A 17341-nucleotide genomic window follows, 5' to 3' on the forward strand; every position below is an offset into this window, starting at 1 on the left:
GGTGTTTCGCAAAGTGATAAACGAACAGCTTGTATTGAAAGACTATCAGAACTGTAAAGCGCGGATATTCGGTCGTATTTCTTTAGTTGAAATATGACAGGATAGGCGTCATAAAACGGGTGAGCAGATTGGGGTGTGGCTGGTTGTGATAATCGATGCGTGACAAGCTCTGCGAAATATAAAGACGTTTGCGCGAACGCGACATCGCCACGTAAAATTTGCGCGCATCCTCGGCCAACAACTGTTCGTTGGTCTGGTTATAATAGTTTGGATAACGCCCGTCGATGGCGTCGAAGACAATAACGTTGTCAAATTCGAGGCCTTTGGCTTTGTGGACCGTGGTCACAAAAACGCGGTCTTGGATAACAGAACTGCTGCAAAGGTCGGCCTCTTTCAACGTGTTGATCTCCATGATATGCCTGTTCAATTGCTGTATCAACGCCTTTTCACGTAGCAAATCCACCACATCTTCTGTGAGATAAGTCTCAATATAGCCGATTCCATCTACCTTCTCTATTAATCCGTCGGCTAAAAGTGCATCATAAAAGAGCATTAATTCGGTTACCAATGGTGGTCGGTCAGTTGCAGAACAAGGCGCATACAACCGGCTGTGTGCATCAAGAAACAAGTCACGATAGTTGCGCCGAAGCCGTTCGCCACAGCTTTTCACTCGTTCACGGTCCATAAACGCTTGTTGAATAGGCAATAATTCCCTGGCTCGCTCATAACAATAGCTCACGACATGAGCCGTTGCCTGCACGTCAGCATCGGCCAAATGCGAGTTCTCTCCTTGCAAATGAAAGATCTCCAATAATGCTTTCAACTTGTATTGTTTTAAATCGGGTTCGAGAAGATGCACCAGTTTCAATGAGTCGAAGTATCGAGGACAACGCTCATGCAGGTTGATCTGCGGACAATAACGACGCAGGTTCCAATCGAGAATATGATAATCGTAATCTGCATTATGCCCCAATAGAATGCCGTCGCCCACATAATCGAGAAACATTTGCAACGCTTCGTCATGCGGATATTGCCTGTTGTGCTTCAATTCCTCTATAATTGGATTGGCAATGTCGCCCAAATGTGAAGGGATTTCACGGTTCGTAGTAATGAAGATCTTGAATTCCGAACCTTCGATCACGCGTCCTTCGCGCATCTTGACAGCTGCAATCTGCACAATGTCGTCTGTAAAAACATCAAGTCCCGTAGTCTCGGTGTCGAACACCACAAGTTCTTTCTCAGTGCAAATTCGCACAAAATCAGCGATATAAGAGCTGCTTTCATAGCGCAAAAAATCAGAAGGAAGCAGTCCGTTTTGTTGACATGAACGGACGAAATTGCGTGCCGCACTATTTGTCTCCACCACTTTTAAACCCTTGATCAGCCTCGACCACGCCATAAAATTGTGTTCGTTGGTCAGCACATTGAGGTGAGCGAACAACAATTTGACTTCATTCGTTGAGAAAAGATCAATACCCGATACTTTGAAATGTGGCAAATCAATGTCTCGCAAAGCTCGGCTCAACAGCTCGGCATCGCTATTTGAATTGACGATGATGGCTGTTGTCTCCGCCGTAAAATTGTCGTGCAGTTGTCGGGTGAATGCAGCCACATCGCGATATTCGGCATCCAAAGTATCGCTATACAGCAGTTTGAGTTCTCCTCCATCGCAAGTCGCCTCGTTATCAGCTGTCGGCAATAAATCGGAATTGATGTGCAGCACGCGTGAAGCATACGTGTTCAGCACGTCAAGCAGGTATTTCGGCGACCGATGATTGACTGTAAGGTGATGGATCCGCCCCTTGCAGCGCTCCCTCAGCACATCAAGCGTGTCGAGTTTGGCACCCATAAACGAGAAAATTGCTTGCTGTTCGTCGCCGAGAAACACCACTGTGGCATCGCCATCGGCTGTAATAGCATCAACAATAGCGAGCTGCAACGGGTTCAAATCTTGCACTTCATCTACTTGAATCCACGGGTATCGACGAACGTTTTGCCTTTGATTGCTTGTCAATGTGTCGTAAGTAAGCAACAGCAAGTCCTCAAAATCTACCAGTTTATGATCTGTTTTATATCGTTCATACTGCTTGGCGAGTTTCATTTTATGCAAAAGTGAGTCGAGAATGGTCATTTTTCCATAATCATAACCATCCATTCGCGAAGTATCCAGGTAAAAATCGGCATGCTCATAGATATCCATCATCGTCTCGGCAGTGAATGTCGTCTGTTGCACGCGGCATATCTCGCGCATTGCTGCGATGTCATTGGCATTGATACAATCGGTGTGTAGCCGCAAGGTTCGCGGATGTCGGCGATTCAATTGATACATCAAATGCGAGAAAAAGATCACTTCGTGGTAGTCGTGCAATCGTTTGTAAGTGGCTGCCACTTGCTTTTCGTCTTCGTCGAGAAAGCGTGCCAATATGCTGACAGCATCATCATCGTCGATCACAGAAGACTCTGCGGGGATGACACTATGTTCGAATAAGAAACGCGAACAGAAGCGATGAATATTTCCGATATACATATTCGCGACGTCATTATCTACGATATGCGTACGGATTCGCTCCATCATGCCACGTGCAGCACGATTGGTGAAAGTCAGGCAGAGCATGTCTTCATAAGCCGTTCCACACGCATGGGCCCGCTTCACACGTTCCGTCAGGATCTGGGTTTTGCCACATCCCGGAGGTGCTAACACCAAATGCTGACCTCCTTGCACGTCGATTACTTCGCGTTGGCTCTCATCTGGTTGCCAATCTATCCGCAATTCTTCCATCACTTCCCATCTTTTCAGTGATACAAAGATAGTATAATTCAGGGAAAGATGAATAAGAATGAGATGTGTTTTATAAATGGTTGGTGTCCAACCCATTATGAAGTGTTTTGCGAAAAGCTGTTAATTGCTGTGCAATTAGCCGTTAAACGCCGGGCATTTAAGCATTCTTCGCAGTCCTTTTTATGTGTAATGTCATCGTTTTTAATGAATTATACATTTGCTATTGAATTCTACACAATTTTTAAATTGAACAGCTTAAAGTGATTATCCGTGCCGGATGGTCACTTTTCTTTTGGTGTCGCTGAGGTTGAAAAGGTGAGATATTCAGGTAAATAGTAGTAAGAATTGTAGTCATATTATTAAAAAGAAAATGCTAAATAGTTGGCAATTAACTATTCAGCATTTTAAATTGTGCGCCTGATAGGACTCGAACCTACACGTCATAAGACACCAGATCCTAAGTCTGGCGCGTCTACCAATTCCGCCACAAGCGCAGTGAGAAAGTGTTTTCGACGGCTGCAAAGATATGGATTTATCTGTAAACAGCCAAATTATTGCATCAATAAATTGCGTGCGTATTCGATGATGGCATCGCGACCTTGCGTGATATCGGTCATTGTCAAGCCCACTTTGTAGTCGGGTTCGATGCCAAATTCGGTGGAGTTACGATCTTTGTCATACATCGGACATGCTGAGAAGCGGATGCTCCAACCGTTGGGCAGTTCGCTGGAAAACGGTAATCCCGCGCCGCCCCCTGTCTTGTCGCCTACGATCGTCGCTTTCGGACAACACCGCATGTATTTCACAAATTCATTGGCAGCGCTGTACACCCGCCTGTTGGTTAGTACGACGACTCGTTTCTGCCATCGAATGCCACGTGCAGGACGCAGCCGTTGCTCCCGCATCGACGAGAAATCGTCGTGTCCTTTGCCTGTTTTGTGTTGCATATATCCCACAAGCAGTTCTTTGTTTGTGAATCTTGCAGCCAGCGTTTCAGCACTAGTAATGAGTCCGCCACCATTATTTCGGATGTCGATGATCAGTCCGTTGCAGGGTGCAAAGTATGAGAGAATCTCGTCTAAGTTTCCTGCTCCTAATCCGTTTTGAAAACTGGCACAGCGCAGATAACCGATATTGTCGTCGAGAATGCGATATTGCAACCCGTTGGTTTGTCTATAATCGGTGCCGATATACTTATTATATAAGGTGTCGCTGAAGTTAGAAGGATAGTTCTCGTGCCATGACCAGTTGCGTGCCAGATTGAAACGGGAGTACATATTGACATGTCCGTCGCGCAGTTCGGCCAACATATTGCCCAAGACTTCAAACAATTGATCCTCTGACATACTGTTGTTGAATTGCGGAGCATATTTCTTGTGCACGGCATCCCAGTCAAGTCCGTAAGTCTGTCGTTTGTAGTCGAAAAAGCAATAGTGCTCATCGATCATACGCCAAAGGGCTTCGAAATTGCCGCGTGGGTCGTTATCGAATTCCGTTTCGTCTACACACGAGATGCAAACGATGGTTGACAGCAGAACGATGAATGCCAAAAGGGAATGTTTGAGAGTCATTTAGCGAATCTTGATGAATTTGAATTTCTTCACGATACCGATCACAACGGCATGCGTGTAGATATGAGATTTGAGAGAATTGACATGAGCTTGCCGGAAATCGCCTAAATAACCGATCCGGCAAACGGTCTTCAACAAGGGAAAATCAACAGCCAACAGATGTCGCATAGACGGTGCGTTGCCGATGAATGTTGGTGCGATGTTGCGGTCGTAATTGCCTTCTGAAAAAATCTCATAATAAGACTGTCCGTAATTAGGCTGAATCGCAGTCCGATTAACGGTATTTCGGCTTCTAAACTCACGTTAATTGCACGTCGTTTAACGGTGAATTGATAACTGATAGCGGCAGAAGGCGTGAGATTGAGTGCTGCTATGGCTTGTGAAGGATTGTTCCCGTTGCGCGTATTGTAGATGAAACCGAGATCGGCATCGATCATTCCGCCTGCTTTCAGATGCAGTCGACCATCCAATCCATACCAATTCAGATGCCAACCGTAACCGAATTGATAACGTCCTGCGATCTCATCGCCGTTGCCCGAGCGGTTGTCGGCCCTGGCAATGCTGCCTTGGTGAACCATTTCACGCGACCATCGACGTCCTTCGCGTTCACGAACGGTATGCGAGATATAGCGCAGTTCGGTGCCAGTATATTTCTCCGGAGAGAGATATGTGTCGAGTATTTGGGTTGCACCGATACCCACCAATCGGGCGTTGGTAATCACTTTGCGCCCCACGATGGTATCGGTCTGTGCCCGAACGGGCATGGAAATGAAACTGATGGCGACCGGCAGTGTGCATATCAGCCAACGTTTCAGAAAATTATTGACTGTCATCATCACCGAAAAGACTTAATTGTCCTGTTATTTCATCAATCACTTGCTGCTGACTTTTACCGGCATCAGGATCCAGATTCTCTGTATTTTCCGTTTCGTTTCCGGTCTTTTCGCTATCGTCTTCATCCTTTTCCGGGAAACGGGTCGGTTCCAATTCCTCTACGGTTCCCACTTGATACGTAGAGATCCGCTTGCCTTTGGCTCTGAAACCTTTCACACTGATAAACTCGTCGACATCAATTTCCATCGCGTCCCGGAATGAATCGTTGCCGGAAAAAATCACTTTCAGACGCGGATAAGCTTGGTCCGAGAGCAGAATCAGTTTGTTTTCAGGATTCTCGCCCAAGTAGTTCTGATGACGTTTGGTGGCTTCCATCAAGAAGCGTTTCACATAAGCGTAGCCTTGGTTATCTGCGTCGAAGAGCACGGCTGTCCATACTTTCTCTGCATTCCACTTCTCAATGATCTGTATATTATCCTCATAATGGTTGTTGGCATCAAAGTTTGTGATGTAAAATTCACCGTTATCAAGTACTACAAGAATGGCATCTTCGTCGTTAAATTCACCAAGATAGCGACCATGTTCCTCATAATTGATGCGGTTTATATCTGGATCGAACCACACTTTGCGGCCTCCGAGCGTGGAATGACCGTGACTTTTCAGCCCGATTCGATGCACAGATTCTTTCGTCAGCAGGTTCCCCTTCGACGTTCTGCCCTTGATCAGCACGTTAGAGAAGTCGCGTTCAAGGAATATGTTTTGCTTTTTCTTTTGAGGATTCGGGTCGAGTGTCACCTTGATTACTTCTGCTTCGCCATTCGGGTTAGCTGTAAAATAAACGACTTTCGAACCCGGTGTGCCTTGCGTTAAGTCGTATTCCTTGTCTCGAGTCATACTCGTTACATTGAAACGCTTATAATAATAGAAGCCCTGTCGACCGTCTCGGTAAACCACATTATAGATTGTGCGCTTGTCGTTTTTCTTAAACACCTGTACGTGCAGAATGTTTTTGCCCACGAAAATCTTGTCGGCCACACGGATAATTTTGTATTTTCCATCGCGATAAAATACGATGATGTCGTCGATATCAGAACAATTGCACACAAATTCATCCTTTTTCAGACCCGTACCAACGAATCCTTCTTGGCGATTGATGTAGAGTTTCTCGTTGGCTTCAACTACTTTGGCAGCTTCGATGGTGTCAAAGTTCTTGATTTCAGTCATCCGTGGGTGTGCCTTTCCATATTTATCTTTGATAAACTGGAACCAATTGATGGTGACGCTTACCATCTGTGCGAGGTCGCGATCAATCTCGTTGATCTCCTCCTGCATCTTAGCGATGAGTTCATCAGCCTTGTCTTTACTGAACTTTAAGATGCGTTGCATCTTGATTTCCATCAGTTTGAGAATGTCGTCGCGGGTTACTTCACGAATCAAATCGGGTTTGAAAGGTGCAAGGCGGTTGTCAATATGCGCCACAGCAATGTCCATATTCTCGGCGTTCTCAAACTTTTTATCTTTATAAATGCGCTCTTCGATAAAGATTTTTTCAAGTGAAGAGAAGAAGAGTTGCTCCAAAAGCTCGTCTTTCCGAATCTGTAATTCCTTACGAAGCAGCCCCATCGTGCTGTCAACACTATGCCGAAGCACGTCGCTCACGGTCAGAAAGCATGGCTTATTGTCTTCAATCACGCAGCAATTGGGCGAAATGTTTACTTCGCAATCGCTGAATGCGTAAAGCGCATCAAGTGTTTTATCCGACGAAACACCAGGAGCCAAATGCACCTGAATCTCAACTTCGGCAGCAGTATTGTCATCCACTTTCTTCGCTTTGATCTTTCCCTTGTCTATGGCTTTAAGAATCGAATCAATGAGTGTCGTTGTCGTCTTGCTGAAAGGAATTTCCTTGATGACCAATGTCTTGTTATCCTGCTTTTCAATCTTGGCTCGCACTTTCAAGACTCCGCCTCGTTGGCCGTCATTATATTTGCTTATATCAATGCTTCCGCCTGTGGGGAAATCGGGATAAAGCTGAAAATCCTCACCGCGCAGATATGCAATGGCTGCGTCGCAGATCTCGTTGAGATTGTGTGGTAATATTTTTGAACTCAGTCCCACGGCAATTCCCTCTGCACCTTGCGCCAAGAGCAGAGGAAATTTGACTGGAAGCGTAATCGGTTCCTTATTTCGTCCATCGTAACTTTGCTGCCATTCGGTGGTTTTCGGATTGAAAACCACGTCGAGCGCAAACTTCGACAATCGGGCTTCAATGTATCGGGGAGCTGCCGCACGGTCGCCTGTGAGAATATTTCCCCAGTTTCCCTGCGTGTCGACCAACAGATCTTTCTGTCCCAGTTGCACCAATGCATCGCCGATAGATGCATCGCCGTGCGGATGGAATTGCATCGTATGCCCCACGATGTTGGCCACCTTATTATAACGTCCGTCATCCATTCGCTTCATCGAATGCAATATACGACGCTGCACCGGTTTCAATCCGTCTTCGATATGTGGCACGGCCCGTTCGAGAATCACATAGGAAGCATAATCCAAAAACCAGTTTTGATACATTCCGCTGAGGTGATGCACGGCCGAAGCATCAAATCGATTCACCGGTTGATAATCGGAATGAGTTTCGGTATTCTGCTCATCCATTGCGTCGTTTTCTCTTATGTCGTCGTTCATCCTTTGTGTAATGATTTGTTGTAGGGGTAATAATTCAGATGCAAAGTTACGAAAATCGATTGAATCTTTTTATACTTTTTCTCGCCTGTTTAATAAAGTTTATGTAACCTTACTGCGCTTCTCATCGTTATAAATCTCCTCAATCAGAGTCTGAATAAGAATTATCGATTGTTAATTCTTAATTGGAAATAGCCTTTATTCACTTGACTTGGTATGCCAAAAAAGTCCAAGTAAGGCTTGATTATATGCGAGATTCTGTGTATTTTTGCATCAATTAGGTGGAGAAATGGCAAAATATAACATTACAGATAAGAAGATTACGGAGGCTGCATACCGCACGTTGGTCAGCCCGCAGATGATGGATGAATTGAAAGAGAAGATCATTCATGTTCTATTTGTCAAAAAGATGTATAAGGAAAAGAGTTATTCAGCTAAGCGCTTGGCCATGGATATCGGTACGAATACGCGTTATATATCGGCTGTTCTCAATGTTAGATTTCATACGAATTATGCTACTTTGGTCAACAGTTACCGTGTGGAGGAGGCTATGGCGCTGTTGGCCGACAAGCGTTATAGAGATTTGAATATTGAAGATATATCTGCGATGGTGGGCTTTGCGAATCGTCAGTCATTTTATGTTGCATTCTATAAAATCAACGGTTGTACGCCGCGCGCTTACAAATTACGGTATATTGCACCGCGAAAAGCCGTTAATGGGAAGACGACTAAGCGTCAAACGAAAGGTGAAAAAGCGTCTTTCTAACCCCTTGTCATAAAAAGATATGGAACAGGATTTTATATATACGGACGAGCATTTTGCCGACTTGCAATTGCTGCGTTACAAACTCAACGGCTTTGAAGAACTGTCTGCCCGGCAGAAAGCCTATATTTATTATCTGTCTCAGGCCACACTTGCGGGGCGAGACATCACGACCGATCAGTTTGGTCGATATAATCTGCGGATTCGAAAAGTTTTGGAGGCTATATATATAAGGTATAGCGGACCGAGAGATTGTGCCGATTTCAAGGCGTTGGAAGTGTACCTCAAACGACTGTGGTTCTCTAACGGGATTTATCATCATTATGGTTGTGAGAAGTTTCAACCGGAGTTCTCGGAATCTTTTTTGAAGAATGAGATCATGAAGTTGTGCAAATCCGATTGGCCTTTGGAACAAGAGGGGATACGGGCGCAGGATTTTATCGACGAGGTTTTCCCTGTGATCTTCGACGCATCAGTGCTGTCCAAACGCGTAAACAAGTCGGTTGGCGAGGATTTGGTGCAGACTTCGGCCTGCAATTTTTATGACGGTGTGACGCAAAAGGAGGTTGAGACGTATTATAACAGACTGAAATCGACCGAGGATGAAGAGCCGCCATCGTGGGGATTGAACTCGACTGTGGTGAAAGACGGTAATGAGATCCGTGAAATCCAATGGACGGAAAACGGACGATATGGACGTGCCATTCGTGCGATTATCCATTGGTTGGAGAAGGCAAAGGATGTGGCTGAGAACCAACAGCAGCAGCGTGTGATCCGATTACTCATCGACTATTATCGCACGGGCGATTTGAAGATTTTCGATCGCTATTCCATCGAATGGCTTCAAGAACAAGCGGGGCGGGTGGATTTCATTAATGGCTTTATCGAAGTCTATGGAGATCCGCTCGGTTTGAAAGGTTCTTGGGAGGGAATTGTTGAATATAAAGACATGGAAGCAACGCGTCGCACGCAGGCTATATGTCGCAATGCACAGTGGTTTGAGGATCATTCACCTGTGGATGAGCGTTTCCGCAAACGTGAGGTACGCGGCGTGACAGCCCATGTGGTGTGTGCTGCGATGCTCGGTGGCGATGAATATCCCTCTACAGCCATAGGAATCAATCTGCCCAATGCCGATTGGATCAGAGCGCGATATGGTTCGAAGAGTGTCACGATCGGCAATCTCACCGAGGCATATAATAAGGCTGCACACGGCAATGGCTTCTATGAAGAATTTGTTTGTGATGAAACGACACGGGCATTGATTGATCGTTATGGCGATCTCTGCGATGATTTGCACACCGATCTGCATGAATGCTTAGGCCACGGAAGTGGTCGGTTGCTCCCTGGAGTGGATTCAGACGCCCTCAAAGAGTACGGAAACACAATCGAAGAAGCGCGTGCCGATCTGTTCGGACTTTATTATATTGCTGACGACAAACTCATTGAGCTGGGACTTCTGCCCGATAAACAAGCTCATCAATCACAATATTACACGTATATGCTCAATGGTTTGATGACGCAACTCACGCGCATTCGTCCGGGGCATTGCATCGAAGAGGCGCATATGCGCAACCGTGCACTCATTGCACATTGGGTCTATGAACATGCCAAAGGAGCTGTCTCGTTGGTTTATCGAGGCGGAAAAACATCTGTGGTGATCAATGATTATCAGGCATTGAGAACTCTTTTTGCACAGCTCTTGGCCGAAATCCAGCGTATCAAGAGTGAGGGTGATTTCGACGCAGCGCGTAATTTGGTGGAGAAATATGCAGTCAGCGTAGACGAAGTATTGCATCGCGAGGTGTTGGAACGCTATGCCCGTCTGCATCTTGCACCTTATAAGGGATTCATCAATCCATGGATGAAACCCGTTTTGAATGAACAGAACGAGATCATAGATGTCAAGCTCGACTACACAGAGACTTATTCGCATCAGATGCTACGTTATAGCGAGGAATTCGGATTGTTATGACAGAGGAGACAAACACTAAGTTGCGAAAGATCAAACAGTCTTTCCGCCTTTATATGAACGGCGATGCATCGCGCTCGATGCGTGAGAAAGGAGTCGATTATAAATTAAATTGGGGCGTTCCCGTTCCCACGCTGAAAACGATGGCAACTGAATATGGCAAGGATTACGAGTTGGCCATTGCTTTGTGGAAGGAGAATATTCGCGAATGTAAGATTTTGGCCACAATGATTATGCCCGCAGAGAAGATGTTGCCCGAAGTGGTCGACATCTGGATGGAGCAGACTCCCACGCAGGAAATAGCCGAATTGGCCGCTTTCAATCTGTATCAGTATTTGGATTATGCACCGGTTTTGGCTTTCAAATGGATGGCTTCGGATGACGATCTTCGACAGATTTGCAGTTATCAGATACTTGCCCGTCTGTTCATGCGCGGTCAGGAACCGAATGCGCGAGGAATCAACGAATATTTGGATCAGGTTTATGCGGCTTTGCAAAGCAGTCATATCGGTGTCAGACGAGCGGCGTTGGCCAGCGTGGAGCGATTTATTCAATTGGGATATGTCTATGCAAATATGGCCCGAAAAGCGTTAAAACCTCTCAATATTGCTATATTTTGAAATCTCGGCACGGGTTAATTCAAGAAATAATTGTATTTTTGTGAGGATTTCAGAACAGCATAGATGAAAGAGAGTGTGAAGAAAGAAGTCAGACAAATACTCGATAATTATCTTGAAACGAGTCATCGTCGCAAGACGCCTGAGCGTTATGCCATCTTGGATACAGCTTATTCGATAGGCGGACATTTCACACTTGAACAGTTGGAAACGCATTTAGCCGAGCAGAAATTCTTTGTTTGCCGAGCTACCTTATATAATACGCTACGGCTTTTTATCAAACTTCGGCTGATCGTGCGTCATCGTTTGCTTGATGGAACGAAATATGAGGCTTGTTATGCCAATTCCAATCATAGTCATCAAGTGTGTACTGTGTGTGGCAAAGTGACGGAAATCATCGCACCTGATATTATTAAAGCAGTGGATGAAGCACGCTTGAAGCGATTTCGGAAAGATGGATTCTCGCTTTATATTTATGGTATTTGCAGTGCGTGTCAATCTAAAATGATGCGCAAGAAGACTGTCTGAATGCAAAAAGATCAAATAAAGGCAACAATGAATAACGGTAAAGTAGATGTTTTGCTCGGCTTACAGTGGGGCGATGAAGGCAAAGGCAAAGTTGTAGACGTGTTAACTCCCGACTATGATGTCGTTGCTCGTTTTCAAGGAGGCCCCAATGCGGGTCATACGTTGGAGTTCGAGGGACAGAAGTATGTGTTGCGGAGCATTCCGTCGGGCATCTTCCAGGGTGATAAACTCAATATCATCGGAAACGGAGTGGTGCTTGCCCCCGATCTATTTATGGATGAAGCTAAGGATTTGGAAAGATCCGGTCATCCGCTGAAAGACCGTTTGTTGATCTCGAAGAAAGCGCATCTGATCATGCCGACACACCGTCTTCTCGATGCAGCTCAGGAATCATTGAAAGGCAAGAACAAGGTGGGTACGACAGGAAAAGGTATCGGCCCGACTTACACGGATAAGGTTTCGCGCAATGGATTGCGTGTAGGCGATATCCTCGAAGATTTTGAAGCGAAATACAAGATTCATAAAGCGCACCATGAGCAAATGCTCGCGGCTTTGAATTATACGGATTATGATCTTGCAGAGACAGAGAAGAAATGGATGGAAGGAATCGATTATCTGCGTCAATTCACCCTTGTAGACAGCGAACATGAGATGAATCGGTGGATTTGTTCGGGTAAATCGATCTTGTGCGAAGGTGCCCAAGGCACGATGCTCGACGTTGATTTCGGTAGCTATCCTTATGTGACGTCATCCAATACTGTGTCTGCCGGTGCTTGTATCGGATTGGGGATAGCTCCTCAGAAGATCGGTAATGTTTATGGAATCATGAAGGCCTATTGTACGCGTGTGGGTTCGGGACCGTTTCCCACAGAGCTGTTTGATGAAACGGGTGATCTCATCCGCCAAATCGGTCATGAATATGGAGCCGTAACCGGTCGTGAACGGCGATGTGGTTGGATTGATCTGGTGGCCTTGCGTTATGCTATTATGGTTAACGGAGTGACTCAATTGATCATGATGAAGAGCGACGTGCTCGACAGTTTCGATACGATCAAGGTTTGCGTAGCTTATCGACAAAACGGCAAGCGGCTCGATTATTTCCCCTATGATATTGAAACTGGTATCGAACCTATATATGAAGTGTTGCCCGGCTGGAAAACAGACATGACGCAAATGACTCGTGAAGAAGAATTCCCAAAAGCGTTCAAAGATTACATCTCATTTTTAGAGACACAGTTGGAGACGCCTATTAAAATCATTTCTATTGGTCCGGACCGTTCGCAGACAATTGTCCGCAAATAAAAATCAGACATGATGAATAAACCCACTATACCCAAAGGAACAAGAGACTTCTCGCCAGTGGAAATGGCGAAACGTAACTACATCTTCGATACAATTAAAGAGGTGTATGCCCTCTATGGTTTCCAACAGATCGAAACACCTGCCATGGAAACGCTACATACGCTGATGGGCAAATACGGAGAGGAAGGAGACAAACTCCTTTTCAAGGTATTGAACTCTGGAGATTTTATGAATAAGGTTTCGGAGGATGATTTAGCCGACCGCAACTCATTGCATTTGGCATCGGTGTTGTGCGAGAAAGGATTGCATTATGATCTCACCGTGCCGTTCGCCCGCTATGTGGTGATGCATCGCGACGAATTGCAGCTGCCTTTCAAGCGTTATCAGATCCAACCTGTCTGGCGGGCCGATCGTCCACAAAAGGGACGTTATCGTGAGTTTTATCAATGCGATGCCGATGTCGTCGGGTCCGATTCATTGCTCAATGAGGTTGAACTGATACAGATCATCGATACCGTCTTTACCCGATTCGGAATCCGGGTGCAGATCAAGCTCAACAATCGTAAAATTCTGACGGGTATCGCAGAGGTGATCGGTGAGGCCGACAAGATGATCGATATCACCGTGGCCATCGACAAACTTGATAAAATCGGTATTGAGAAAGTCAACGAGGAACTGCGGGAAAGTGGACTGAGCGAAGAGGCAATCAAACGGTTGCAACCAATCATCTCATGGGAGGGAACAAATGACCAGAAACTTGATACTGTGTCGGAAGTGCTCGCTGCATCGGAGACCGGTCTCAAAGGCGTGGAAGAGGCACGGTTTATTCTTGACACGTTAGAGCGTATCGGTCTACAAAATGAAATCCAATTGGATCTCACCTTGGCACGAGGTCTCAACTATTACACGGGTTCTATCTTTGAAGTCAAAGCCTTAGACACTCCTATGGGTAGCATAACCGGTGGTGGACGTTATGACAACCTCACAGGCATCTTCGGTATGCCGGGATTGAGTGGGGTAGGGTTCAGTTTCGGAGCTGATCGTATCTACGATGTGCTCAATGCCTTAGATCTCTATCCCAAAGCCGTGGTCAACACGACGCAGGTGCTCTTCATCAATTTCGGCGCCAAAGAGGCAGCTTATTGTATGTCGGTGATCAAAACCGTGCGTGATGCCGGTATCAGTGCCGAACTATATCCCGACAGTGTCAAGATGAAGAAGCAGATGAACTATGCCAATGCCAAACAGATTCCGTTTGTGGTCCTTGCAGGCGAAAATGAGATACAAACACAAAAGATAACCCTTAAAAACATGGAGACCGGATCACAGCAAATGATCGACACCAACCAACTGATTGAGATCCTATCTAAACAGTAAAAAGATGTTACAGACGATAGAAAACGAAGCATATACCCGCTTGCAAAGGAGCGGATTGAAACCTTCCGTGCAGCGGATCGCCATTATGGAGTATCTGCTCACGCATTTCACCCATCCCACAATCGATGAAGTATATCAGGCACTTTGTCCTAAAATCCCAACGTTAAGTAAGACGACGGTTTATAATACACTCAAACTTTTCTCCGACCATCATGCCGCACAGATGATTACCATTGACAATCATCGCGTGTGTTATGACGGGAATATTGCACCTCACGTGCATTTTTATTGCAAGGAATGCGCCCGGGTGATCGACATGTTCGACGAAGAAGCCCCTCATCTTGTCGAGAAGCGTCATATCAACGGCAACATTGTCGATGAGATGCAACTGTATTATAAGGGTATATGTGCCGACTGCCAGCGTAAGAAATCATAATCTTTTAAAAGGCTTCTGAATGGGGAAGCCTTTTTTTATTTAAAAGATTTTTCGCCAAACACTTGTCTGTTTAAGATTAATTACCTACCTTTGCCGCCGGCTTCGCCCCTTTCGCCCCCTAAGTTAGGGGGATGGGGGTCTGAACAAGCGAGGCCGATCAAAAAGAGCAATCAAGATATGATAAAACAAGCAAATATAAACAGCAATAACGTGATGCAAAAGAACAGCAATTCTCTTGCATCTTTTAACGCTTTATATTTGCATATCTCGGAAAAAGTCTTAACACACACACACACACACACATCTTACCTGGCATAAACGCCTTTCACGTCTCACCCTACGCGCGCGCGAGGGGAGACGACTAAACACCAATAAACAAAGGGCTTTTCGGAGTTCCCTTTGTTCCTTTTTCCATGTCCTTTTGCCAACACGGCAAGGGGAAATAACGACGAAATTTCATTAAAAGTATAATGTTAATATGAAGAAGCAAGAATGTAAGAAAAGGGTGTATGAAGCACCTGAGTGCAACGTAATCAAATTAGAGAGTGAGTTGGATATTTGTGTCACCTCAGTAAGACTCGATGTTCCCAACACCACCGAAGAGGATTGGGACGAACACGAAGTAGAAGGAGGAGAGTTTGATTTATAATGTATCTTTTTGATTTCGCAAAAGCGAACTTCATGGATTAGAATTTAAGTAATAAGTTAAAATGAATAAGACAATGAAAAGATTAATATCAGTAGCAAACTTCATCTGTGCGATGATTTTATTGGCAGCATGTGGCAATGAAGAAACCACACCCGATCAATTGATAGATCTTGGCGCCCCAGGACATATCGTGATCAATACAGAAGAATTTAAGACCGATCAAGATAAAACACGGGCTGTAACTCTTAAAACCGAAAGTATTGATTTGGGCAATGGAGTTGTTGCCGAAGTTGCTATACAACCGGATAAAGAAGAAACAGCACCAACTCGTGCAGCAATGAACAATGGGCATTATACAATTTATGCTCTTGATGGTGGTGGCACGCGTAAAGCCACATTGACCGGAACGGTGAGTGGTACGACCTTCATCAGGGATGCTTTGTGTCCCCACATGCTACTTGATCCAGGTACTTATACTTTTGTCTGCATCAACGATGCCGTAACGATGAATGCTTCTGGTCTCATCGTCAGTGCAGGCACAGATAATCCGATGATCGGAACGACGACAGAGACCATTAGCGGACCAGTTTGGAAAGTGTCATTTGCAATGAAACATCAGGCAGCTCGCGTTCGAGTTAAGATCACATCTTACACCAACCAAGGTTCAGGTATCACAGCCACGCTTGCATCTGCATCAGCCAGCCCGCCACCGTCGGTTATCATTTGGATGCCACGGCAGACGCCACAGCCAATACTTCGACAGCACTCACAGCATCTTGTGCCGTGCACGAAAGTGCCGTGACGTTTTCGCCTATTGTGCAAACGGTTGAGCGTACGAGCAATTATCAATACTTCTTACCCGGCACACAAGGCAATGATTTCACCTTGACGTTTACGGGCGGAACGGTCTATGGCAAATCTCTTGCTGCGAAATCAATGGCGCTCACGATGCTTGGAACCTTAGCCCGCAACGACTCTTATACGGTGAATGTCAAATTCAAGACCACTCCTTACTATCTTTTCCAAGACGGAACCGTGGGTGCACTGGGCGATCAAACTTCTACGAGAAAGCCTATTGGTGTTGTGATCAAGGAGAAGACCGCTACCGAAAAAGGTCTTGCCGTTGCGCTAAATGAAATCAATCTTGGCGCAACAAAAGCAGTATGGGCTGCAACTTCCGGTATGCAGGATAATGTCAATATGTTTCCTCTACCTTATGATATACCTACTTACAATAACGCTATCAATATAGATGATGGCTATGAAAACACCTGGGGGCCCAGCAAGGATGGCGTAACTATCAAAGGCAATGAACAAACTCGATACCCTGCCTTCTATTTGGCCGGCCATTACAATGATAAATTAGCTGCCGATGGCATCGTCGTATCAGGTCATATGCTTGGCTGCAAATGGTTCTTGCCTGGATTTAAAGATTGGATGCAATTAATGGGCGTTTCTGCAATCTCTACGCTTGCGTTTCTTACTTGGCAAACGAATCTCGGTTTTAGAGATTGGATAACGCAAGCCGGAGGAACATTTAATCCTTCTTGGCATCTGGTTATGACGAGTATGGAGAGAGATGCTAATTCCTATACGATGATACATCTGAATTATGAGGACCCATCAGTATTCAATGTTTGGGATTCAGGAAAAGCAAATGGGTTGGCATTTTTGCCTTTCGTGCATTTCTGATCATGAAGCGTCTGGAGTGGAGATTCAGAAGGTGATGAAGCGAGGTTATTTCATTAATCGCCAGTGGCTGTCCGCGGAATAATCCTTATGTATGAGGCCGTGCACCTGCTGCATGGACCAAAAAGAATTTCCGACGGGG

At 45.4% G+C, this 17341-nt stretch carries 13 protein-coding genes, 1 tRNA gene and 1 pseudogene; 10 read left to right on the top strand and 5 right to left on the bottom strand.

Annotation, left to right across the window (positions count from 1 at the left end):
* Positions 1 to 82: 82 nt before the first annotated feature.
* The 5 genes and pseudogenes from JCM12259_RS06850 to JCM12259_RS06870 all read right to left on the bottom strand — a co-directional run bounded on the left by JCM12259_RS06850 (position 83) and on the right by JCM12259_RS06870 (position 7869).
* Positions 83 to 2779 (bottom strand): 3'-5' exonuclease, encoded by a 2697-nt coding sequence (locus JCM12259_RS06850; RefSeq protein ID WP_025065896.1) that lies wholly within the window; start codon positions 2777 to 2779, stop codon positions 83 to 85.
* Between the two features lie 412 nt (positions 2780 to 3191).
* Positions 3192 to 3273: transfer RNA gene (locus JCM12259_RS06855), tRNA-Leu, on the bottom strand.
* Between the two features lie 57 nt (positions 3274 to 3330).
* Positions 3331 to 4350: a S41 family peptidase gene (locus JCM12259_RS06860; protein ID WP_025065897.1), complete on the bottom strand. Its 1020-nt coding sequence runs from the start codon at positions 4348 to 4350 to the stop codon at positions 3331 to 3333.
* Positions 4351 to 5186: pseudogene (locus tag JCM12259_RS14325) on the bottom strand (DUF3316 domain-containing protein).
* Complete coding sequence (locus JCM12259_RS06870) at positions 5170 to 7869, bottom strand: DNA gyrase/topoisomerase IV subunit A (protein ID WP_025065898.1); 2700 nt, start codon at positions 7867 to 7869, stop codon at positions 5170 to 5172. Before JCM12259_RS06870 ends, JCM12259_RS14325 begins: the two are co-directional and overlap by 17 nt.
* A 286-nt stretch (positions 7870 to 8155) precedes the next feature.
* Between JCM12259_RS06870 and JCM12259_RS06875 the strand changes: the two genes are divergently transcribed.
* The 10 genes from JCM12259_RS06875 (at position 8156) to JCM12259_RS14335 (ending at position 17202) form a co-directional block, all read left to right on the top strand.
* Positions 8156 to 8632 carry a helix-turn-helix domain-containing protein gene (locus tag JCM12259_RS06875; RefSeq protein WP_025065899.1) on the top strand — a complete coding sequence of 159 codons (477 nt, stop codon included), beginning with the start codon at positions 8156 to 8158 and terminating at the stop codon, positions 8630 to 8632.
* A gap of 19 nt (positions 8633 to 8651) precedes the next feature.
* A complete protein-coding gene (locus JCM12259_RS06880; protein ID WP_025065900.1) occupies positions 8652 to 10604 on the top strand; it encodes a dipeptidyl-peptidase 3 family protein in 1953 nt (650 codons plus the stop codon).
* Positions 10601 to 11221 carry a DNA alkylation repair protein gene (locus JCM12259_RS06885; protein WP_025065901.1) on the top strand — a complete coding sequence of 207 codons (621 nt, stop codon included), beginning with the start codon at positions 10601 to 10603 and terminating at the stop codon, positions 11219 to 11221. Before JCM12259_RS06880 ends, JCM12259_RS06885 begins: the two co-directional genes overlap by 4 nt.
* A 63-nt stretch (positions 11222 to 11284) precedes the next feature.
* Complete coding sequence (locus JCM12259_RS06890) at positions 11285 to 11746, top strand: Fur family transcriptional regulator (RefSeq protein ID WP_025065902.1); 462 nt, start codon at positions 11285 to 11287, stop codon at positions 11744 to 11746.
* A 27-nt stretch (positions 11747 to 11773) separates the two neighbouring features.
* Positions 11774 to 13048: an adenylosuccinate synthase gene (locus JCM12259_RS06895; protein ID WP_025065903.1), complete on the top strand. Its 1275-nt coding sequence runs from the start codon at positions 11774 to 11776 to the stop codon at positions 13046 to 13048.
* Positions 13049 to 13057: 9 nt separating this feature from the next.
* Complete coding sequence (gene hisS / locus JCM12259_RS06900; RefSeq protein ID WP_025065904.1) at positions 13058 to 14425, top strand: histidine--tRNA ligase; 1368 nt, start codon at positions 13058 to 13060, stop codon at positions 14423 to 14425.
* A 4-nt stretch (positions 14426 to 14429) separates the two neighbouring features.
* Positions 14430 to 14861 (top strand): Fur family transcriptional regulator, encoded by a 432-nt coding sequence (locus tag JCM12259_RS06905; protein WP_172792989.1) that lies wholly within the window; start codon positions 14430 to 14432, stop codon positions 14859 to 14861.
* 478 nt (positions 14862 to 15339) lie between these two features.
* On the top strand, positions 15340 to 15510 hold the full coding sequence (locus JCM12259_RS16930) for a hypothetical protein (RefSeq protein ID WP_172792990.1): 171 nt from the start codon (positions 15340 to 15342) through the stop codon (positions 15508 to 15510).
* A 73-nt stretch (positions 15511 to 15583) separates the two neighbouring features.
* Positions 15584 to 16312 (top strand): fimbrillin family protein, encoded by a 729-nt coding sequence (locus JCM12259_RS16935; RefSeq protein WP_199898771.1) that lies wholly within the window; start codon positions 15584 to 15586, stop codon positions 16310 to 16312.
* Complete coding sequence (locus JCM12259_RS14335) at positions 16234 to 17202, top strand: hypothetical protein (RefSeq protein ID WP_199898772.1); 969 nt, start codon at positions 16234 to 16236, stop codon at positions 17200 to 17202. Before JCM12259_RS16935 ends, JCM12259_RS14335 begins: the two co-directional genes overlap by 79 nt.
* Positions 17203 to 17341 lie beyond the last annotated feature (139 nt).

It is taken from the genome of Hoylesella enoeca JCM 12259, assembly GCF_000613405.1.
Lineage (GTDB): Bacteria > Bacteroidota > Bacteroidia > Bacteroidales > Bacteroidaceae > Prevotella > Prevotella enoeca.

What these genes read in the sequence shown, in the direction of transcription:
- JCM12259_RS06875 (WP_025065899.1), top strand. Translation starts at nt 8,156, where the DNA reads ATGGCAAAATATAACATTACAGATAAGAAGATTACGGAGGCTGCATAC.
- JCM12259_RS06860 (WP_025065897.1), bottom strand. Translation starts at nt 4,350, where the DNA reads ATGACTCTCAAACATTCCCTTTTGGCATTCATCGTTCTGCTGTCAACC.
- JCM12259_RS06880 (WP_025065900.1), top strand. Translation starts at nt 8,652, where the DNA reads ATGGAACAGGATTTTATATATACGGACGAGCATTTTGCCGACTTGCAA.
- JCM12259_RS16930 (WP_172792990.1), top strand. Translation starts at nt 15,340, where the DNA reads ATGAAGAAGCAAGAATGTAAGAAAAGGGTGTATGAAGCACCTGAGTGC.
- JCM12259_RS06895 (WP_025065903.1), top strand. Translation starts at nt 11,774, where the DNA reads ATGAATAACGGTAAAGTAGATGTTTTGCTCGGCTTACAGTGGGGCGAT.
- hisS (WP_025065904.1), top strand. Translation starts at nt 13,058, where the DNA reads ATGATGAATAAACCCACTATACCCAAAGGAACAAGAGACTTCTCGCCA.
- JCM12259_RS06870 (WP_025065898.1), bottom strand. Translation starts at nt 7,869, where the DNA reads ATGAACGACGACATAAGAGAAAACGACGCAATGGATGAGCAGAATACC.
- JCM12259_RS06905 (WP_172792989.1), top strand. Translation starts at nt 14,430, where the DNA reads ATGTTACAGACGATAGAAAACGAAGCATATACCCGCTTGCAAAGGAGC.
- JCM12259_RS06850 (WP_025065896.1), bottom strand. Translation starts at nt 2,779, where the DNA reads ATGGAAGAATTGCGGATAGATTGGCAACCAGATGAGAGCCAACGCGAA.
- JCM12259_RS06890 (WP_025065902.1), top strand. Translation starts at nt 11,285, where the DNA reads ATGAAAGAGAGTGTGAAGAAAGAAGTCAGACAAATACTCGATAATTAT.
- JCM12259_RS06885 (WP_025065901.1), top strand. Translation starts at nt 10,601, where the DNA reads ATGACAGAGGAGACAAACACTAAGTTGCGAAAGATCAAACAGTCTTTC.
- JCM12259_RS16935 (WP_199898771.1), top strand. Translation starts at nt 15,584, where the DNA reads ATGAAAAGATTAATATCAGTAGCAAACTTCATCTGTGCGATGATTTTA.